The following is a 17,269-nucleotide window of genomic DNA, read 5'->3' as shown; positions in this document are numbered from 1 at the left end:
TATGGAATTGAGCGAACTCGATTGGAGCGCCCTCTGGGTCACCTTACGTCTCGCCTGCATGACGGTGATCGTGCTCTTGATCGTGGGCACGCCGATCGCGTGGTGGCTGGCCCATACCCGCTCGCGGTTTCGGGCGGTCGTCGAAGCCGTGGTGGCGCTGCCGATCGTGCTCCCGCCGACGGTGCTCGGGTTTTATATTCTCGTCGCATTGGGGCCGTTCGGTCCCATCGGCCGGCTGACCGGCATGACGTTCGCATTTACGTTTTGGGGCTTGGTCATCGCGTCGGCGTTTTATTCCATGCCGTTTGTGATTCAGCCGCTGCACGCGGCCTTTGAGGCCGTCGGCAAAGCGCCGTTGGAAGCCGCGTGGTCTCTGCGCGCCTCTCCGCTCGACGCCTTTTTGACGGTGGCGTCTCCCTTGGCGATCCGCGGGTATATTTCAGGGATCGTGCTCGGCTTCGCCCATACGATGGGGGAGTTCGGCGTGGTCTTGATGGTCGGCGGTTCGATCCCAGGGCAAACGCGCGTGCTCTCGACGACGGTGTTCGATCACGTGGAAGTCATGGAGTATACGCAGGCGCATATCATTTCCGCCGGGATGCTCGCCTTTTCCTTTCTGGTGCTGCTGGGCGTGTATGCGTTCAACCGTAAATTTCCCATCCACGTATCATGACCCGCCTGATTGCGCGGTTTGACGTCGCGTATCCAGACTTTCGGTTGCAGGCTGAATTGGACATGCCGGCGGCGGGAATTCTGGCGCTGTTCGGTCCTTCCGGGTCCGGGAAAACGACGCTGGTCCGTTGTCTTGCCGGGTTGGAGCGCGCGCCGAGCGGATATCTGCGCCTCGGCGACGACGTGTGGCAAGACGAGTCCCGCGATCTGTATGTGCCGATCTCCCGGCGTTCAATCGGCTATGTGTTCCAAGACGCGCGGTTGTTTCCGCATCTGAGCGTTCGTTCGAACCTGATGTATGGATTTCATCGCACGCCGAGCCAACTGCGGAGAGTGTCCGTCGAGCAGGTAGTGGAGATGCTCGGCATCGAGTCGCTGTTGGACCGCCGAACCCACAAACTGTCGGGTGGTGAGCAGCAACGCATCGCGATCGGCCGGGCCTTGTTGACCAGTCCCCGGTTATTGCTGCTGGATGAGCCGCTGTCGTCGCTGGACGGCGAGCGCAAGCGGGAGATTCTTCCGTTCATTCAGCGGTTGTATCGTGAAATGCAGATTCCGATTGTGTATGTGAGCCATTCGCTCAACGAAATTCTGCAACTGGCTCATCACATTGCGTTTCTCCGGCAGGGCAAGATTGTCGCGGTTGGGCCGTTGAGCGAAGTATTTGCCCGGCTCGATCTGCATCAAGCCTTGGGGCCCAACCCGATCGGCGGGGTCATCGACGTCACGGTGGCGGCGCACGAACCGGAGTTCGGCCTGACACGCCTCCAGTTCAATGGGCAGTCGCTGTATGTGCCGTTTCGACCGTTCGATATCGGCGAGCCCTTGCGCGCGCATATTTTGTCCAGCGATGTCAGTCTGATGCTCGGCCCGCCTTCCGTCGACACCAGTATCTTGAACCGGCTGGAGGCCACGGTCGTCGACATCAAAGAGGCGGATCAATCGACCATGGATGTTTTGCTCGATGTGGGCTGTCCGCTCGTGGCCAGGATCACTCGGAAATCATTCGTGCATCTCCATCTCAAGCCGGGGCTGAAGCTTACCGCGCATATCAAGGCCGCGGCGCTCGTCGAGGGACTGACCGAGTGAGATGAAGGCTTTTCTGTATGGAGCGCCCATTGGGTTGTTGGGTGGGTTGATCGGTCTGGGTGGAGCGGGATGCCATTGGCCCATGCGGACGAGGATATTCAGCGGTAAATTCATCGCGGCGGTTTCAGGCGGCTCTTGTCGGCAGCCGTTGATCGGCACTCTGGGAAAATCCTAACAACTCTCGCAGGGCCTGTGTTGGCAGGATCGGGATACTCCGGTCCGCGCGGGACTCGCGTAAAACACACGGTGCGCGAATGCGTGTATATATTCCATATTGACAAGTATTACGATCTTTCTCAGAATGATTCTGCGGTGTAGGGCATAGGGCATCGAGAGATGTTGGGTCGGAAGGTCGCTCGTGACTGCGCCGATGTTCATCCAGTGGTGTCCTTCAGCTGTCCGGTGAAAGGAGAGCGAAAATGGCCATGCTCGTTAGGGATTCTGAAATCGATCTCACGCTTTCATCTCATAGCGGGACGCCCCGCCGGGTTATCAATCGGATCATGGGCACCATTCTGGCCGTCGCCGTACAATCACAGCAGACGCTGTATGTGCGCACAGATGACGGTGGAGTACTGGATTTGGAAATAGATGACACCGTGTGCGCGCCGGAGGTGCAACGGTTCTTTGAGGCCGGCCATCGCGTGCTATTGGCCATTGATGCGGCAGATGTAAAAGTGAGGGTCTTGCCATCTGCTGTTTCTGCGGGATGCAACGAATGGGTGGGCCGGGTCGTGCTGGTTGAGCGCGACCGAGGCCTCGTGACCGTCAAGATTCGCGGGCAGCAGGTGACGCTTAAGAGTCTGAGTATGGACATTGGGCAGGGGAGAGCGTTGCAGGTCTGGGATTGCGTCACGCTGAGTATCGCTCCCGGTGCCATGCGCGTCGTCCCGCTGGGGACCTGCGCCCGGCTTCAGCGGCGACTGTTGGTGTCACGCGTGGCGGATGAGTCGTCGTCCGGCATTGCTCAAGTCTGACAGGAATCATGAAAGGAGGCGCCGTGCATATTCGATTGAGGCATTGTCTTTTCGCTATGACCGCCGTGATGTTCGGATGCGCCACGTCTCAAGATCTGGCAGGCGTACGGCAAAACGTTCAGAAAGAGATGCAGGAGATGCGCGCGCAGAGCGAGGCCAAGCAGAAAGCCGCTGAAGAGCTGCAGGTGCATATCGTCAAGGCTTTCGAGGCGCAGGCGCATACTCTCGCAAGTCTGTCTGACAAGGTGCGGGAGCTACAGGTGTTACAAGACGCGCTGCAGAAGGAGCGGGTCGCGTCTCAAGGGGCCAATGCGACGCTCCGCGACGCGATCGTGCGCTCCTTGAAGGCAGAGCAATCCGATCTACAGCAGCGATTGAGAGCAACGACGGACTACCTTAAGGAGATTGAGCAGGCAGGTTCGGTTGGGTCGGCCGTACCGCCGCCACCCGTTTCCACCCAGTCGGAAAAGAATCAGGCGGAAGGGCCTCCGGCCAAAGGGCTCAATGAACCTCCATTGGGAAAATAAGATGTGTCACGGATTGCCGAGGTGATCCGTGATCGCGGCGCAGAGGCCTCCACTGCCTCTGCTTGTTCTGGCAGGGAGGCAGTTCCGTACGCTCCCTGTCTTGCCGTCTCTGCTTTCTCTTGATCAACTTTCTTCATTCCTCTCTGAGTTCGTGGCGTAGTTCAGGCACCGGTCCTCCTGGCGCCGCGGAACTTGCTCGCCGAAGCGTTCCCGTGAAGCGGGGGTAGGCTCAATTGGTTCTGAAGGTGGCTCGCCATCCAGGCATTGTGAGTGAGAAAGGTTCCGATCCCCCAAAGACCGCCGGCGATCCTTCGATGGACGCAGTGATGCGTGTTAATTAATTGTCAAATGTGGTCAATAACAATTGACGAAGTGACAAGTATTAAACTATAAGCGTGCCGTTACTTGCAGCGTAGGGCACATTGCTTCGATGGGGCGATCGCAGGCAATGGGGCGGGTCCAACGTTGAAAGAGAACCGGCGGTTCCATGGCACCCGGAGAGACCGGGCCATGGCCGTCAGTTTTTTGATCGGCACGCGGGTGCTGTCACACTTTCATCGAGGAGGGACCCATGCTTCGCCCAGCCCGTTCCAGTACCGCCGTGTTGCGGTCTGCCTTTGCCGCCGTGGCCTGTGCGGCTATTCTTAGCGGCCAGGCCCACGCGCTTCCGACGACCGATTCGTTCGCGCTCTCCGGTATCGTCAATAACCCCGGCACCTACAATCTCAGTAACTTGCAGGCCTTCGTGCCCATTACCCAGACGACGACGTATCTGGCGGGCTCGACCTCGGTCACGCAGGACTTCACGGGCGCGTCGCTGTACAACTTTTTGAACGATCCGGGGGTGAACGGCGGTGGCGGAATTGTCCTGACTCCAGGCGTCGGTAACGATGCGCTCCGCGATTATGTCGTGGTGACGGGAAGCGACGGATATCGAGCGGTGACCTCTGTCGGGGAAATTCATCCCAATTTCGGCCAGACGCAGTCCGTGATCGCCTACCAACAGGCCAACCCATCCGGGTCGGCGCCGACCGGCCTTGGAAACGACGGATTTGCCAGAACCACGGCCCCCACCGATGCCCGCGGCGGACGCTATGTCTCGAACATCAGTCGAATCGATGTGTTCAGCGCCACTGATTCGTCGCAGATTCAGGGAACCGGCGGCGGGCTGTCTCAGTCCTTTGCCTTGGCGGGCCAGATTGTGAACCCGCGCGCGTTTAACCTGGCCGATCTGCAAGCGCTGCCGTCAATCACGAAGACGGTGTCTGTCTTGTCGGGCGGAAATCCGACTCCGCAAGTCAGAACCTTTACCGGGGTCTCGCTCTGGACACTGTTGACGAGCGCGGCGGCCGGTGGCGGCATCGTCACTGACCCCAGCGTGAAGAACGATATTCTTGGAAAGTATGTGGTCGCGACCGGCAGCGACGGATACAAGGCGGTTGTGTCGCTGGGCGAGTTCAATCCGAACTTCGGCGCCGACGACATCCTGGTGGCATACGACGAAAGCGGCGCGGGATTGGGGACGGCTGGTTTCGCCAGACTGATTGTTCCCGGAGATGTCCGGGCGGGCCGCTTTGTGTCCAATCTTGTGGGGCTGGAAGTACTCGGGGCGCCGTTGACTCCGGTTCCCGTGCCGGCGGCGGTGTGGTTGTTCGGAAGCGGGATTGTCGGGATCGTCGGAATCGCGCGGCGGAAGATGAATCGGACGGCCGCATAACACAGATGGAATGAGGGGACCGGCACCGGCCCAAGGCCGGAGCCGGTCCCGTTGAGCGTCAGCGGCATCGGCACGTGGAGCGTGGCACCCGTGCCCGCCTCCGTCTGGCTCTTTGGAAGCGGAGTTGCCGCGATGGCGGGGATTGCGAGACGCAACGCCGGCGGCGCGGTTGTCTGAAGCGCGAAGGCGCGTGGCCGTCACTCTCATCACTGATTCATTTAACGAAGGAGTGTGTAATGAAATCTTCTCTCCGTGTAGCGACTGTGCTGGCCTGCGGTCTGTTGTTGCAGCCGGGCGTCAGCCGGGCGGACTCCATTTTTACAGTGAACACTTCCACGGCCGACGCCTTTCTGGCGGCCGGTTCGGCAAATAATCCGGGGTGTGGCACGGGCTGCGGTAGTTTGAATTTCGGCGGCGCAGGGACACTGGCCATTGCTCCCGCCTCTTCGACGAAAGGGCAATTCGACAGTGTGGTGCAGTGGAATACGGCCGGGGCGGCGGCACAATTCAATGCCGCGTTCGGCGCGGGCAATTGGCAGATCACCAGCATCGCGTTGAACTTGGCGAGCAACTTCGGCGATCAGGGCGAGCAGCCGAACAACGCGAACTTCAACGCCATCAATGCGGGGCAGTTCAACGTCCAATGGATTTCGAATAACAGCTGGATTGAGGGCACGGGCAGCGGCATGGGAACCGCTCCGGGGAATCCTCCAAGCGTTACGTTCGGAAACAAAGCGACGACCTTGCTGTCGGGCACCAGCGCGGCGCTGGGCACGTTCCTCTATACCCCGCCTGGCGACAACACGTATCGCTCCTACAACCTGGCGCTGGATCCCAATCTGGTGAATGACGTCGTGACCAGCGGGTTGACGTCACTCTACTTCAGCGCGGCGGACGAGAATGTCGGCTTCTTGTTCAATGCCAAATCGTACTCGACGAACCATCCGCAGTTCATTGTGACCGCGGATCTGGCGCCGGTCCCCGTGCCGGCGGCGCTGTGGTTGTTTGGGAGTGGGATCGTCGGATTGGTCGGCTTCGCGCGCCGCAAGGCGAGCGGCGCAGTGGCATAGATTCATGGGAGTGTATTCATCGGGAGGGGACGAATGTTGAAACAAATTATGTTGGGCAGTGTTGCGCTCGTCGCACTGGCGTTCGTGCAGCCCATAGGGGCGAGCGCCGATCTGATGACGCTGACGGCCAGTCACGATGCCACGATTTTTGAAAATGCGTTCCAGTCCGGGGGCAACGGCGCCACACAAAGCAACGGCGCCGGACCCGGGATGTTTGCCGGGTCAAACAGTAATCAGTCGCCGCGGCGCGGTCTGTTGGCCTTCGATATCGCCGGGGCGCTGCCGGTCGGCGCGATCATCAATAGCGCGCAAGTGCAATTGACGGTCGGTCAGGTGGCCGGCTCGGGAGGATCCGGAAGTGGAGGAGATCAGATCACGCGGACCATCGAACTCTATCGGATGAACACGGAGTGGGGCGAAGGGACGACGGGAAGCACCGCTACGATGATCGGCGGGACGGGGCAAGGATTTGCGGCGAACCCGGGCGATGCAACCTGGACGCAAAACAAATTCAACCAGTCGTCATGGACCACGCCGGGCGGGTTGGGCAATGCCAATGCTACGGCCAGTGCCAGCGTGCAGATCCAAGGAGGCCTTGCCGTAGGTGGGGCTCAGAACCAGACCTTTACCTGGGGTTCGACCGCTCAATTGGTGGCCGATGTGCAGGCCATGTTGAACACCCCGTCGACGAATTATGGCTGGCTCTTGCGGAATGTGGATGAAGTCGACAATCCCAGCACGCCGACAGTCAACGAAGGGTTTCAATCGTTCCGTGCCTTCTATACCAAAGAAGGAGAGGCGCTCGGGTTGGGGACGGGTCCGCGGCTGTTGATCGACTACACCGTGGCCCCGATTCCGGTTCCCGCAGCCGTCTGGCTGTTCGGGAGCGGCCTAGCCGCAGTTGCCGGAATTGCGCGCCGCAAGGCCGTGGGCGTTCGCGTGTGAGACACCTGGGCACGGTCGTCCTTGAGAGGGACGATCGTGCCATGTCTCTCATGCGGATTCGAATGGTCTCGAAAGGAGCGCGTCACGGCTAAGCCCGTATCGGTGTGCTGTTGCCTCTGTGGGGGCAGTCAATTCACTCAAGCGTCTGTGAGTCTTTTCGTTCAAGGGAATGCAGCCGAGTCATCCGTCACGACCAGATAAGTGCTGGTAGAGACCGACTCGCCGTTGGTGGTTCGCAACGGCATGTCTACGCATGCTGCTCTGGCGTCGTTATTGTGTAAGGCAACGGAATCATCTTTGCGGCGGCGAGTACCTGGCCTGTGGGCCTCTCGGTTTCGATCGGGCGGTCAAGGCGGCGGGGTGGGTTCGCCGCTGAAGAGAAACCGGCGGTCAACGGTATCTGCCTGGCAGACATGTGGACTGTATGGGTTGGACCGGTACACAGGTACCGCCACTTCAGTGAGGACAGATCGATGTGCCACGTTCGCCCACAGACGAAAGTCCTTCCTGTTCGCTTTCTGAAGCTGGTTTCGGCGGTCTTTTTGAAAGACCCGGAACAGGTATCGTTGCGTTCAGGTCGTGGTGCTTTCCTTCCCCTCAAAAACGAGACGGGTTTGGTACTCAGGCGGTCGTCCGTATTCGGCGGTGATCGAGCGTATTCTTCCAAAACTTATTTATATAGATGGAGGTGTGTAATGAAGCGGTGGGCATCCTTCGCAATCATCGCAGTCGGACTCATGGTGTCGTGGATCGATGTCACACCGGGGCATGCGGATTTGATCGGGTTGCAGCAGGGTAATAATACCTTTCTCGCAGGGGTCTATCGCATCGATACGATCACGGGGGCTCAGACCCTCCTCGGTAATTCCGGATTCTCCGCATTGCAAGACCTCGCTCTCGCACCGGACGGCACGTACTACGCGATTGCGGGTTCCAATACGACCAGCCGGCTCATCACCATCGATCCAACTACCGGCGCTGGCACGCTCGTCGCGCCGTTGACCACCACCGATGCCGGGGGGATCAGTTTCATGACGGGCTTGGCGGTAGGTAGTGACGGAACGTTATATGGCTCGGGGCTGCCGGTCGGCGGGACCATCAACAATTTGTACAGTATCAATCGCACGACCGGCGTTGCCACGCTCATTGGCTCGACTAATGCCGCGGCGTTGAGTGCCTTGACCGCGAATATCGCGACCGGGATCATGTATGGCGTCAATCAATCGGGTGATGCGAGCACGCGCGGTCTGCGGACCGTCGATCCCATTACGGGAAATTCAACCTACATTGGACCGCAAGGCGATGGCCCAGGCGCAGGAGTGCAGGACATTGCCTTTACCCCCGACGGCACGCTCTGGGGCGTGACCCAGCAAGGCGCCCTCTATTCGATTACGTCGAGCGGATTTTCCTTACAGGCCAGCGGGCTAGTCGGTTTCCGCGGGCTTGAAACCCTCACCCCCGTGCCGGTTCCCGCAGCGGTCTGGTTGTTTGGGAGCGGTCTCGCGGCGATGGCGGGAGTGACGAAGCGAGAGAGAAATCATACGGCGGCATAGGTCGATAAAGAGTCACGTATCAGCTGATGTGCGAACGGCAGCTGGCATGATCGATTCATCAGGAGGTTCTTTTATGCGGCGAGTCAACGTATCGACACTCATGTTAAGCGGTGCATTTGCCCTGCCGGCGGCGATGGTAGGGCTGGTCGCTGGGCTGGCGCAAGCGGCTCTTCTCACAACCGGAGATGTCAATCCCGTCAACTCAGCAAACTGGACCAATGGTTCAACCGTCTCGATCGGAACCACCTCCAATGGTGCGGTCGTGCTCGATTCGGGCAGCACTGTCAATCTAGGAAGCGTGACGGCGAATCTAGGCAATGCGGCAGGTGTCACCGGTACGATCTCGGTCGATGGGGCCGGGTCGGCCTGGCAAGGGTTCGGCGCCTCCCGCATTACTGCCGGCAACGGTGCCGGCGGCATTGGGGTCATTAATCTGACCAATGGCGGATTGATGAGCGGCCTCAGTCTGCGCGTCGGTTTTGCGAACAACTCGACGGGCATCCTGAACATCTCGAACGGCGGAATCTTGGCCAATGGGGCCGCGCTTGGTGATGCCGTTGGCTCGACGGGGATTGCCACGGTCGATGGCGCCGGCTCGCAGTTAAACAACGCGCTGGCAGTGGGCGATCGTGGAACGGGATTGTTGACGATCAAGAATGGCGCGTCCGCCACAACCTATTACGGCACGGTTGGACGGTACAGCACGGGCACCGGCATTGTGGTGGTTGACGGGCCGGGCTCCTCCTGGAACGTCGGCACTTCTGGGTTGCAAGTGGGTATTGGGATTGATGGAGGTGGCGGAGTAGGCCGTCTGACTGTGACCAACGGGGCGGTCTTGGCCGTTGATGGTTCAGTGCAGGATTCCGGTCTCGGCATCTTCAACGGTTCCAAGGGCACGGTGATGGTGAATGGGGCGAGCTCGCAATGGACCAATCTCCACGGGGTCCACGTCGGCCAATCCGGCACCGGACAGCTCAGCTTGAGTGATGGCGCGGCGTTTACGGCCTCTGCGCTCACCATCAATAGCGCGTCGGTCGTGACAATGGATGTTGGAACTGGCAGCACCGTGACGAGCACAGGCGCTCTCATCAACGACGGGACGATCCGCATGGCGGCGAAGGCCACGGCGGCGAACGGGACCTATACGCCGATCAGCGCGGGCAGTTGGAGCGGCAGTGGGCAGGTGCAGGCTCTTGGCGGTGTCTACGATCAGACCAACCATAGTGTGACGGTGTCGACGGCCGCAACGGGCCAAGCCGGAGTGGCCACGACGATTGATCGCGCGGTGACGCAGCGGATGTTGATCACGGATAGCGCGACGGGCAAGCTAGTCGGCGCGAGCTTTCAAGCGGCGACCGCCCCTTCGAGCCTGAGCCTCACAGCGGCGTTGATGAACCCCAGCCAGGTCAGTGTGCTACAGGGCCTGCTCACGCCCGGCCAGGCGGTGCTCGGGGCCTGGGATTTTTCCGCCACCGGCTATACGACCGGCGATCCGGTGTACCTGTCGCTGCAAGTCGACGGTGGGCAAAAGTTTTACGATCTCAATCTCTGGCACTACAACGGATTGAGCTGGGATCGGTATCTGAATACGGATCTCGCCTACGACGGCACCTTTGCCAGCTTCGTCGCCACGAGTTTCAGTGGCTATGCCGTGAGTGGCGTGGCTCCTGTGCCGGTTCCGGCGGCGGTGTGGCTTTTTGGCAGTGGATTGGCCGCGATCGTTGAGATGAGGCGAAGAAACAAGATCAAGACTCCCGAGTCGCAGGGAATTCATTTTTGATGAAAGGTCTTTTCTGATGTCGTTCGCACGGGCTTCGCAAGTGGCAGTCGCCGGGTTCCTGTTGGCCATTCTTTTTCCGTGGATGGAAGCCGGCTCTCAGATCGCGCCGCCGTTCAAGGCGCACGATCCTGGCGCACGGAAGACGCCGAGTCGAAGCGGCACCGCGTTCAAAGAGTTGCCTCACGTTGAGCATCAGCTATTCATCGATGGGCATCGGGTATTCAATGAGGCGGCGTCTGTTCAGGGAACAGCGCCGGCGACACGTTCTGGATTAGGGCCGCGGTTCAATCTGGACAGTTGCGGCGGATGTCATGCGCATCCGCATCTCGGCGGCACGAGCCCGCTCGTCAATCCTCAAGTGGAATTGGCCACGCGAGAAGGAGCGACCAATGAGATTCCGCCGTTTATCGCAGTGGACGGACCTGTCCGCGTCGCGCGGTTCAAGTTTCCCCAAGACGGCAAGCAGGAGGACGGGGTGCAAGCGTTGTTTACGATCAGTGGACGTTCGGATGCGCCGGGCTGCTTTTTGCAGCAACCAAATTTCAGGCGGGCAGCGGCGTTGAATAATCTGAGTTTCCGCATTCCGACTCCCATGTTCGGCGCGGGGCTGATCGAAGCGATCGATGACGCGGCGATTCTCGCCAATATGCGGGCCGACAGCGCGAGAAAGTTTGCGTCAGGCATTCGCGGCCGCGCCAATGGGGCCGGGCGTCCGAACACCAACGAACACGATCATACGGTCTCGCGATTCGGATGGAAGGCGCAGGTCAAGTCGATCGAACTCTTCGTCGCGCAGGCGTTCAACGTCGAGCAGGGCATTACGACGGATCTCTTCCCTCAGGAGGTCGAAGAGGCGGCGGCCTGCCGGTTCACCATGACGCCGGAAAGCACCGTCCACATGGATGCGGGTACGCCCCTCGATGCGCTCAGCGATGTGGTGAAAGCGTCGCTGTTTGTCCGGTTCCTAGCGCCGCCTGAACCGTTGCCGGAGACTGACTCGATCGTTCGTGGGCGAGGGCTGTTCGGCGAGGTCGGTTGTGCGATGTGTCACACGCCGATGCTGCGGACCGGCAACGTCGCCCATCCATTCCTGCGCGATCAAGAAGTGAGGCTCTACTCCGATCTGCTGCTCCACAATATGGGGCCCGGTTTGGCCGACGACATCACTCAGGGGGATGCGCGGGGCGATGAATTCCGCACGGCGCCGCTTTGGGGGTTGAGCGACCGGTTTTTTCTGCTGCACGACGGGCGCACGAAGGATTTAGTGGAGGCCATTACCGCGCACGCAGGCCGGGGCGACTGGCGCTATCCGGCATCGGAGGCCAACGAGTCCGTGGCCCGGTTCAATCGATTGACTGAAATCGACAAACAGCACGTGCTGAATTTCCTGCGCGGGTTGTAGGGCGGGTGTAATGAAGGGAGAGGCGATGTTTAGGAGGTTGTCATCTATTACGCTCCTGATCTTGATCGTGATCGGCGTCTGTCCGGTGAACGCCTCGGCGGTCACCGTGACGCTGGGGGTAGGCAAGGTCTCGACGATTTTTGAAAATCAGCCGGAGAACAGCATCGGCCGCGGCCCGGCCGTCTTCGTCGGAGGCGACAGCAGCGGCTCGCCGCGACGGGGGCTGATGGATTTCAATGTCGCGGCCAATATTCCCGCCGGGGCTACGATCGTCAGCGCGGATTTGACCATGTATGTGGGAATGGTCGCTGGAGCGGACACCGGTACGCCCGATGCGACGCCGCGGACGATTGAGCTGCATCGAATCATCGGCGATTGGGCCCACGGTCCGACGGGATACGGCGTGCAGGTAATCAGTGGAACGGATCAGGGCTTTCCCGCCATTCCTCCGAGCCCGACATGGAACGACCGGCGGTACCTACAGAGTCAACCCTGGACCACGCCGGGAGGCGATTTCAGTCCGACTGTCAGCGCGAGCACCGTGGTGGGATCGACCGTGAACGGCGCGTATACCTGGGCCTCAACGCCGGCGTTGGTCGCGGATGTGCAATTCATGCTCGATTCGCCCTCGCTCGGCTATGGATGGATGCTGCTCAATCCGGATGAGCGCACCGCCGGAACGTATCGGGCGTTGTATACCAAAGATTGGATGGATCCATTGCTTCGCCCACAATTGGTGATCACCTATGACGTCGCTACGGTGCCGGTGCCGGCGGCGGCCTGGTTGTTCGGCAGTGGGATTTTGGCGTTGACCGGAGCGATGCACCGGAAGATAAATCAGTCCCAACATGCCATCAGCGTTCATCCAAGCAGGAGACAACATGACGACGTATAAACAGTTTGTCCGGATATTGCCGATTTTGCTCGTGTTGACGGATGTGTCGTTTGCGCGGGGTGAAACGGTGATGCTTGGGGCGAGTAAGGATGCCACGATTTTCGGAGCGAGCAGCAATCAAGGGATCCCCAATACCGACGGCCAGGACCTGTTCAATCGAAGTAACGGAGCGGGGCCCGGCCTATTTTCGGGAGGCAACGGCGCGTTGGCGGCTCATCGTGGGCTGATCGCCTTCGACATTGCGGGCACTGTTCCAGCCGGTTCGATTATTACCGATGTCTCAATGACGCTGGCTATTGGCATCGTGGCTGGATCCGGCGGTGCGCCGGGGTTGGGCGATCAAACGTCTCGCACCATCAGCCTGTTCCATGTGACGGCCGACTGGGGGGAAGGGAGCACGGGGTCAAATTCCACGACGATCGGAGGGACGGGCCAGGGCTTTCCTGCCAACCCCGGCGACGCAACCTGGAATGCGCGGCACTTCGGCAGCACGGACTGGACGACCCCCGGTGGTGATTTTCGAGCGACGCCCAGTGGGAGCTTGGCCGTCGGGAGCCAGTTTTTTTCTTCCCAGACTTGGCAGTCCACGCCCGGTATGGTGGCTGATGTCCAAGAGTGGTTGGACTCGCCATCGTCAAACTTCGGCTGGATGCTGATCAATGCCGACGAGAATGCGCGGCAAACCCATCGCGCGTTTTTCACCAAAGAATCGCTCGACCCCGCCATGCGGCCGCAGTTGTCGGTCGGCTACATCGCGCCGGTGCCCGTTCCGGCCGCGTTCTGGTTATTCGGGACCGGGCTGATGGGAGCGGCAAGCTTGATGTGGCGCAAGGCGTGGGTCGCGTAGCCCCGGTCGCTTCAGCATCATCTGAGCGTGCCGGTATTCGATGTAATTAAGAATCAGTTCGCTGCGGCATCGGCCGCAGTCAGCGGGATTTTAGTCGTGGTTGGAGCTCTCACTCGCAGGCGCCGGACTGGTTGAATGATCTGACTGAAGCGGGGATTGCGATTCCCGGACAACCATTATCATCGCTGCGATGCCAATTCCGACCGCATTCACCAAGAGATCGCCGGAGGAAGAATGCCGCCCGGGGACCGAGCCTTGGAGAAATTCGGTGAAGAGCCCAAATGTAAAGGCTGCCGACCCTGCCAGCGCCAGCGCATAACCCAGCGGCCAGCCGCGACGCTGCAGGCCGAGCGTCAACAGAATCGCCAAGACTCCATAGCCGGGCGCGTGAGCCCAATCCAACAGCCAGACGGGCAGCTCTGTCAGGAGATGTCCGGAAAGACCCACGCCAGGCGCGATGACGGAGCCGAAGTAGAGCAGCGCTATATAGCCGAAGAGAATTCCAGTTGCCACAATCACCTCGCGGAAATCTATCAGTTAGGATGATACGAAAAGCGTAGGGGGGAAGCTAGAGGTCACTTCGTTCGATTCTTCCTCTCAACGTCTGCATGAAGAGCCGCCGATCTTCTCTTGTCGCGGGTATCTATCGCCAGGCTTTTGCCGCTTGCTCGACGAGGTCGAGCCGCTCTTTCAATGGATCGGGGATGATGACCGGTCCATTGTCCATCGTGAACATCATCAAGTCGGATCGCCCCGGATCGAAGGTGGGCCAGGTCGGCAAGCCGGCTCCATTCGGATCGCCATGCTTCGCGAAGTTGGCGAAGTAGGCGTTCACGGACGATTCCGTCCTCCGATCTCTTTCCGTGACGGCCTCGCCGTACCGGGCTAGGAGCGTGCCGAAGACGAAGGGTAGTTCGCTGGCATGCGCCGCTCCGCGAATCTTCGGGCGCAATGAATCGGCTACGTAGCTGAAGCGGTAGAGCCAGACCGGCATTCCCGCTTGCGTCATTTGGTGTGCGACAAAGCGCGCGGGCTCGTGCATCGTCATGTCGGCGCCTGCGGCTGCGTACATGTCGTTCGGCATGAGCAGGCCGTCTGCTTTGTAGAGTGCGCGCGCCTGTTTGGTGTTCAGGCCGAAGTACGCCAGCGGGTCTTTCGCGGAAGGAGGAACTGCCGGGGAAAGGTCTTGGCTGGTGGTTCCGATCATCAGCGGTACCTTGTTCGCTTTCTTGCGGCGCAGCATTTCCTCTGGGGAGGTGATGACGATTGATCCATCGACGATGGCGCCCTTGGCATAGGTCGGCGGGCCCAGGGTGGATCTCAGTAGCCAAGAGGTGCTGAGATCGCCGCATATTTTGTCTGCCGGGAGATCGCGCAACGCGCTCAGTGCGCGAGGTCCGGTATCGATGATCCCCAAGCTCTTCGCGAAATTGACACCGATCTGGTCGGCGGACGGCTTCTGCGGGGTCCCTCCGCTCAGCGTGTATCCCCCGAGCGCATGCATACGCCCATGCCCAGACATCACAATGGCTCTCTGAAATAGGCCCGTTGTTTGTGGTGAGGTGAGCAGATGCATCACCGAATCGCCGCCTGCGGATTCACCGATGAGCGTCACTTGGTGTGAGTCTCCGGCGAACGCCGCGATGTTGCGCTGTACCCATCGCAAGGCCGCAATCTGATCCATATACCCAAAGTTCCCGATGGGACCCTCGTTCGCGCTGATCAGAGCTGGATGCGCGAAGAACCCGAACCGTCCGAGCCGATAGTTGATACTGACCACGATGAGGCCCTGTCGTGCGAACGCGCTCCCGTCATACAGCGGTGTCGAAGTGCCCCCGTTCACATAGGCGCCTCCATGGATCCAGACGAGGACCGGCAGCCGCTCGCCCGGCTCCTGGTGTGCCGGGCGCCACACGTTCAGTACCAGACAATCCTCTGACGGGGAGGAGTTCGGCGTGGTGGCGGCGCTGGTTTCTATCGCTTGCATACAGTCATGTCCGAACATCGCGGCCTTGCGCACTCCCGTCCAGGGTATGACCGGTTGCGGCGCGCGCCAGCGGTAAGGTCCTGTCGGCGGCGCGGCGAAGGGCACGCCTTTAAATGACAGGACCTTGCGGGAGACCGTGCCCTCGATCGTTCCCCCTTCGATCCGTACGACCGTATTGTCCGGCTGAATGGAGGGGGCGCCAAGGCCGGGGGGAATATTGTGTGACGGCGATTGGGTGCAGGCGGCAACGATGAGGAGCAACAGAATGAGACCTACGAGATGTGCGACAGTAAGCCGCCGCTCGGTTTTTTCAGCGCGAATCATGATCTCCTCTGAATCCCAGTGGCCCAAAATATATTTTCGGGTATTGAAGGCGTTGAGACGCTTTCCCATGAGATGGACCGGTATCGATTCACTTCCGCCGCCCGGTCCCGCCGGACCCTGTCCGATGACAGCGTGCTAGGGGAATGAACGGTTCGAGAAGAACCGGCTGCCCCAATTTATCTGCGACATATATACGACCCCGCGCTGATCGGTGTGTTAACCCTTCCTCAAAGTCGTATTACGAGAGCGGTAAAAATGGCAGGGAGCAGTGGGTCGTCCTGCTCCGCTATGGATTGTGCGTGCTTCCAACGGGGGGATCCCTATCGTGAGGTGTGGCCGTGGCGCTCGACTTCCAGAGTATTTGGAGAGGCCCGTCTCTTTGGATCGGGATTGTGGAGGATCGTGGCTCGGCAGCGCCGGCGCCGGCGCCGGTCTTGATTATTTGGTGCGAATATCTGAATCTGCATCAGGTCACGCGGGACGTTCGACTAGCGACAAATTCTCATGTGACTCGTCTCCAATTCTCACGGCCTCATGCTACGGTGACTGCAGATACGGATCGGGCAGTCTCCGCAGGCGACACCGGGATGAAAGGAGGTCAATCGAACAATCCTGCTGCGGAAGACATCTTCGGTGCCGCAGCCGGGGAAAGGGTGTTGCTGATGGCAGGGAGATCCCGAGACGGAGCAGGTGACGTCCTGACCGCGAAAGAAGCCGCCAAGTACGTGCGTCTGACGTTGCCGACCTTCTACCGGTACATCTGGGAGGGGAAGCTGCACGCGCCAAAGATCGGCGGCCGGTACCGGTTCAGTAAATCGCTCCTTGACCGATCGATGGGAAAGCAAAAAGCCGGCGGCGAAGACGTCAGCGGGCGCAACAAGTTGGTCGGGAAAGTGACGGCGATTAAACGGGACGCGATCATGGCGCAAGTAGACATCAATATCGGTTCACACAGAATTACGGCTGTGATTACGCGGGATGCACTTGAGGACCTTGGGCTGCGTGTCGGAGACACCGCCATCGCCCTCGTGAAAGCAACCGAAGTTATGGTCGTGAAAGACTAAGGAGAATCTCATGAAGCTCAGCGCACGGAATCAATTTCAGGGAACGGTCACAAAGATCACCGAGGGCGCCGCGATGGCTGAAGTGACGGTGAAGGTGGGAAGCCTCGAATTTGTCGCGGCGATCACGGAGGGCTCGGTCAAGAATATGGGCTTGAAGAACGGGGATACCGTGACGGTGGCCGTCAAGGCGACCGAGGTGATGATCGGGAAGTAAGTGCTCGTTCAGGAGCCGTAGTCTGGCAGCGAGTGTCATGGAATGACACTCGCTGCTGCGCGACTCTTCGCGCTTAGCCCTCGACGGCCGACCGTCGTGCGTTCTTCCCACGACGGTCTCGGTGCCCGCAGTGTTTCGAGGTCACCTATTGCCGTCAAATACTGCTGATATTTGACATTCTCCTCTCGATTCTGTTACCGAACCTG

The 17,269-nt window shown here is 59.9% G+C and carries 17 protein-coding genes; 15 read left to right on the top strand and 2 right to left on the bottom strand.

The features are described 5' to 3' along the window. The first annotated feature begins 1 nt into the window (after position 1). The 13 genes from modB (at position 2) to NITLEN_RS00165 (ending at position 13,474) form a co-directional block, all read left to right on the top strand. Positions 2–673 (top strand): molybdate ABC transporter permease subunit, encoded by a 672-nt coding sequence (gene modB / locus NITLEN_RS00225; protein WP_121987575.1) that lies wholly within the window; start codon positions 2–4, stop codon positions 671–673. After that, positions 670–1,761, top strand: coding sequence for a molybdenum ABC transporter ATP-binding protein (modC, locus tag NITLEN_RS00220; RefSeq protein WP_121987574.1), 1,092 nt, complete (start codon positions 670–672; stop codon positions 1,759–1,761). Before modB ends, modC begins: the two co-directional genes overlap by 4 nt. Positions 1,762–2,180: 419 nt before the next feature. After that, positions 2,181–2,738 (top strand): hypothetical protein, encoded by a 558-nt coding sequence (locus NITLEN_RS00215; RefSeq protein ID WP_121987573.1) that lies wholly within the window; start codon positions 2,181–2,183, stop codon positions 2,736–2,738. Positions 2,739–2,761: 23 nt separating this feature from the next. Next, positions 2,762–3,265, top strand: coding sequence for a hypothetical protein (locus NITLEN_RS00210; RefSeq protein WP_146216042.1), 504 nt, complete (start codon positions 2,762–2,764; stop codon positions 3,263–3,265). 571 nt (positions 3,266–3,836) lie between these two features. Then, positions 3,837–4,982, top strand: a complete 1,146-nt coding sequence (locus NITLEN_RS00205; RefSeq protein ID WP_121987571.1) for a molybdopterin-binding protein — start codon at positions 3,837–3,839, stop codon at positions 4,980–4,982. 81 nt (positions 4,983–5,063) lie between these two features. After that, the gene (locus NITLEN_RS18745) at positions 5,064–5,159 is read left to right on the top strand and encodes a VPLPA-CTERM sorting domain-containing protein (RefSeq protein WP_425464131.1); all 96 of its coding nucleotides are present in this window, start codon (positions 5,064–5,066) and stop codon (positions 5,157–5,159) included. Between the two features lie 59 nt (positions 5,160–5,218). Continuing rightward, positions 5,219–6,052 carry a VPLPA-CTERM sorting domain-containing protein gene (locus NITLEN_RS00195; RefSeq protein ID WP_121987569.1) on the top strand — a complete coding sequence of 278 codons (834 nt, stop codon included), beginning with the start codon at positions 5,219–5,221 and terminating at the stop codon, positions 6,050–6,052. A gap of 33 nt (positions 6,053–6,085) precedes the next feature. Further along, the gene (locus tag NITLEN_RS00190) at positions 6,086–6,997 is read left to right on the top strand and encodes a VPLPA-CTERM sorting domain-containing protein (protein ID WP_121987568.1); all 912 of its coding nucleotides are present in this window, start codon (positions 6,086–6,088) and stop codon (positions 6,995–6,997) included. A 695-nt stretch (positions 6,998–7,692) separates the two neighbouring features. After that, positions 7,693–8,550 carry an NHL repeat-containing protein gene (locus NITLEN_RS00185; protein ID WP_121987567.1) on the top strand — a complete coding sequence of 286 codons (858 nt, stop codon included), beginning with the start codon at positions 7,693–7,695 and terminating at the stop codon, positions 8,548–8,550. A gap of 73 nt (positions 8,551–8,623) precedes the next feature. After that, on the top strand, positions 8,624–10,330 hold the full coding sequence (locus NITLEN_RS00180; protein WP_181416538.1) for a VPLPA-CTERM sorting domain-containing protein: 1,707 nt from the start codon (positions 8,624–8,626) through the stop codon (positions 10,328–10,330). Positions 10,331–10,346: 16 nt separating this feature from the next. Further along, entirely contained in the window at positions 10,347–11,732 is a 1,386-nt protein-coding gene (locus NITLEN_RS00175) for a di-heme oxidoredictase family protein (protein ID WP_121987565.1), read from the top strand. A gap of 25 nt (positions 11,733–11,757) precedes the next feature. After that, positions 11,758–12,627 (top strand): DNRLRE domain-containing protein, encoded by an 870-nt coding sequence (locus NITLEN_RS00170; protein ID WP_181416537.1) that lies wholly within the window; start codon positions 11,758–11,760, stop codon positions 12,625–12,627. Beyond that, complete coding sequence (locus tag NITLEN_RS00165; protein ID WP_121987563.1) at positions 12,614–13,474, top strand: DNRLRE domain-containing protein; 861 nt, start codon at positions 12,614–12,616, stop codon at positions 13,472–13,474. The genes NITLEN_RS00170 and NITLEN_RS00165 overlap by 14 nt, the downstream gene beginning before the upstream one ends. 90 nt (positions 13,475–13,564) lie before the next feature. Here NITLEN_RS00165 and NITLEN_RS00160 read toward each other — a convergent pair whose 3' ends face one another. Then, positions 13,565–13,987, bottom strand: a complete 423-nt coding sequence (locus NITLEN_RS00160; protein ID WP_146216041.1) for a VanZ family protein — start codon at positions 13,985–13,987, stop codon at positions 13,565–13,567. A gap of 130 nt (positions 13,988–14,117) precedes the next feature. Beyond that, entirely contained in the window at positions 14,118–15,785 is a 1,668-nt protein-coding gene (locus tag NITLEN_RS00155) for a carboxylesterase/lipase family protein (RefSeq protein ID WP_121988518.1), read from the bottom strand. Between the two features lie 587 nt (positions 15,786–16,372). Here NITLEN_RS00155 and NITLEN_RS00150 point away from each other — a divergent pair. Both NITLEN_RS00150 and NITLEN_RS00145 read left to right on the top strand, forming a co-directional pair. After that, positions 16,373–16,849, top strand: coding sequence for a TOBE domain-containing protein (locus NITLEN_RS00150; RefSeq protein WP_146216040.1), 477 nt, complete (start codon positions 16,373–16,375; stop codon positions 16,847–16,849). Between the two features lie 10 nt (positions 16,850–16,859). Then, a complete protein-coding gene (locus tag NITLEN_RS00145) occupies positions 16,860–17,063 on the top strand; it encodes a TOBE domain-containing protein (RefSeq protein WP_121987560.1) in 204 nt (67 codons plus the stop codon). Positions 17,064–17,269: the final 206 nt, after the last annotated feature.

The sequence above is a fragment of the Nitrospira lenta genome (assembly GCF_900403705.1).
Lineage (GTDB): Bacteria > Nitrospirota > Nitrospiria > Nitrospirales > Nitrospiraceae > Nitrospira_D > Nitrospira_D lenta.
Note: the sequence above shows the minus strand (reverse complement) of the source record. Positions and strands in the feature narration are given on the sequence as shown.

Excerpts from the sequence above, each read along its gene's own strand:
- modB (WP_121987575.1), top strand. The coding sequence starts at position 2 with ATGGAATTGAGCGAACTCGATTGGAGCGCCCTCTGGGTCACCTTACGT.
- modC (WP_121987574.1), top strand. The coding sequence starts at position 670 with ATGACCCGCCTGATTGCGCGGTTTGACGTCGCGTATCCAGACTTTCGG.
- NITLEN_RS00215 (WP_121987573.1), top strand. The coding sequence starts at position 2,181 with ATGGCCATGCTCGTTAGGGATTCTGAAATCGATCTCACGCTTTCATCT.
- NITLEN_RS00205 (WP_121987571.1), top strand. The coding sequence starts at position 3,837 with ATGCTTCGCCCAGCCCGTTCCAGTACCGCCGTGTTGCGGTCTGCCTTT.
- NITLEN_RS00195 (WP_121987569.1), top strand. The coding sequence starts at position 5,219 with ATGAAATCTTCTCTCCGTGTAGCGACTGTGCTGGCCTGCGGTCTGTTG.
- NITLEN_RS00190 (WP_121987568.1), top strand. The coding sequence starts at position 6,086 with ATGTTGAAACAAATTATGTTGGGCAGTGTTGCGCTCGTCGCACTGGCG.
- NITLEN_RS00185 (WP_121987567.1), top strand. The coding sequence starts at position 7,693 with ATGAAGCGGTGGGCATCCTTCGCAATCATCGCAGTCGGACTCATGGTG.
- NITLEN_RS00180 (WP_181416538.1), top strand. The coding sequence starts at position 8,624 with ATGCGGCGAGTCAACGTATCGACACTCATGTTAAGCGGTGCATTTGCC.
- NITLEN_RS00175 (WP_121987565.1), top strand. The coding sequence starts at position 10,347 with ATGTCGTTCGCACGGGCTTCGCAAGTGGCAGTCGCCGGGTTCCTGTTG.
- NITLEN_RS00170 (WP_181416537.1), top strand. The coding sequence starts at position 11,758 with ATGTTTAGGAGGTTGTCATCTATTACGCTCCTGATCTTGATCGTGATC.
- NITLEN_RS00165 (WP_121987563.1), top strand. The coding sequence starts at position 12,614 with ATGACGACGTATAAACAGTTTGTCCGGATATTGCCGATTTTGCTCGTG.
- NITLEN_RS00155 (WP_121988518.1), bottom strand. The coding sequence starts at position 15,785 with ATGATTCGCGCTGAAAAAACCGAGCGGCGGCTTACTGTCGCACATCTC.
- NITLEN_RS00150 (WP_146216040.1), top strand. The coding sequence starts at position 16,373 with ATGAAAGGAGGTCAATCGAACAATCCTGCTGCGGAAGACATCTTCGGT.
- NITLEN_RS00145 (WP_121987560.1), top strand. The coding sequence starts at position 16,860 with ATGAAGCTCAGCGCACGGAATCAATTTCAGGGAACGGTCACAAAGATC.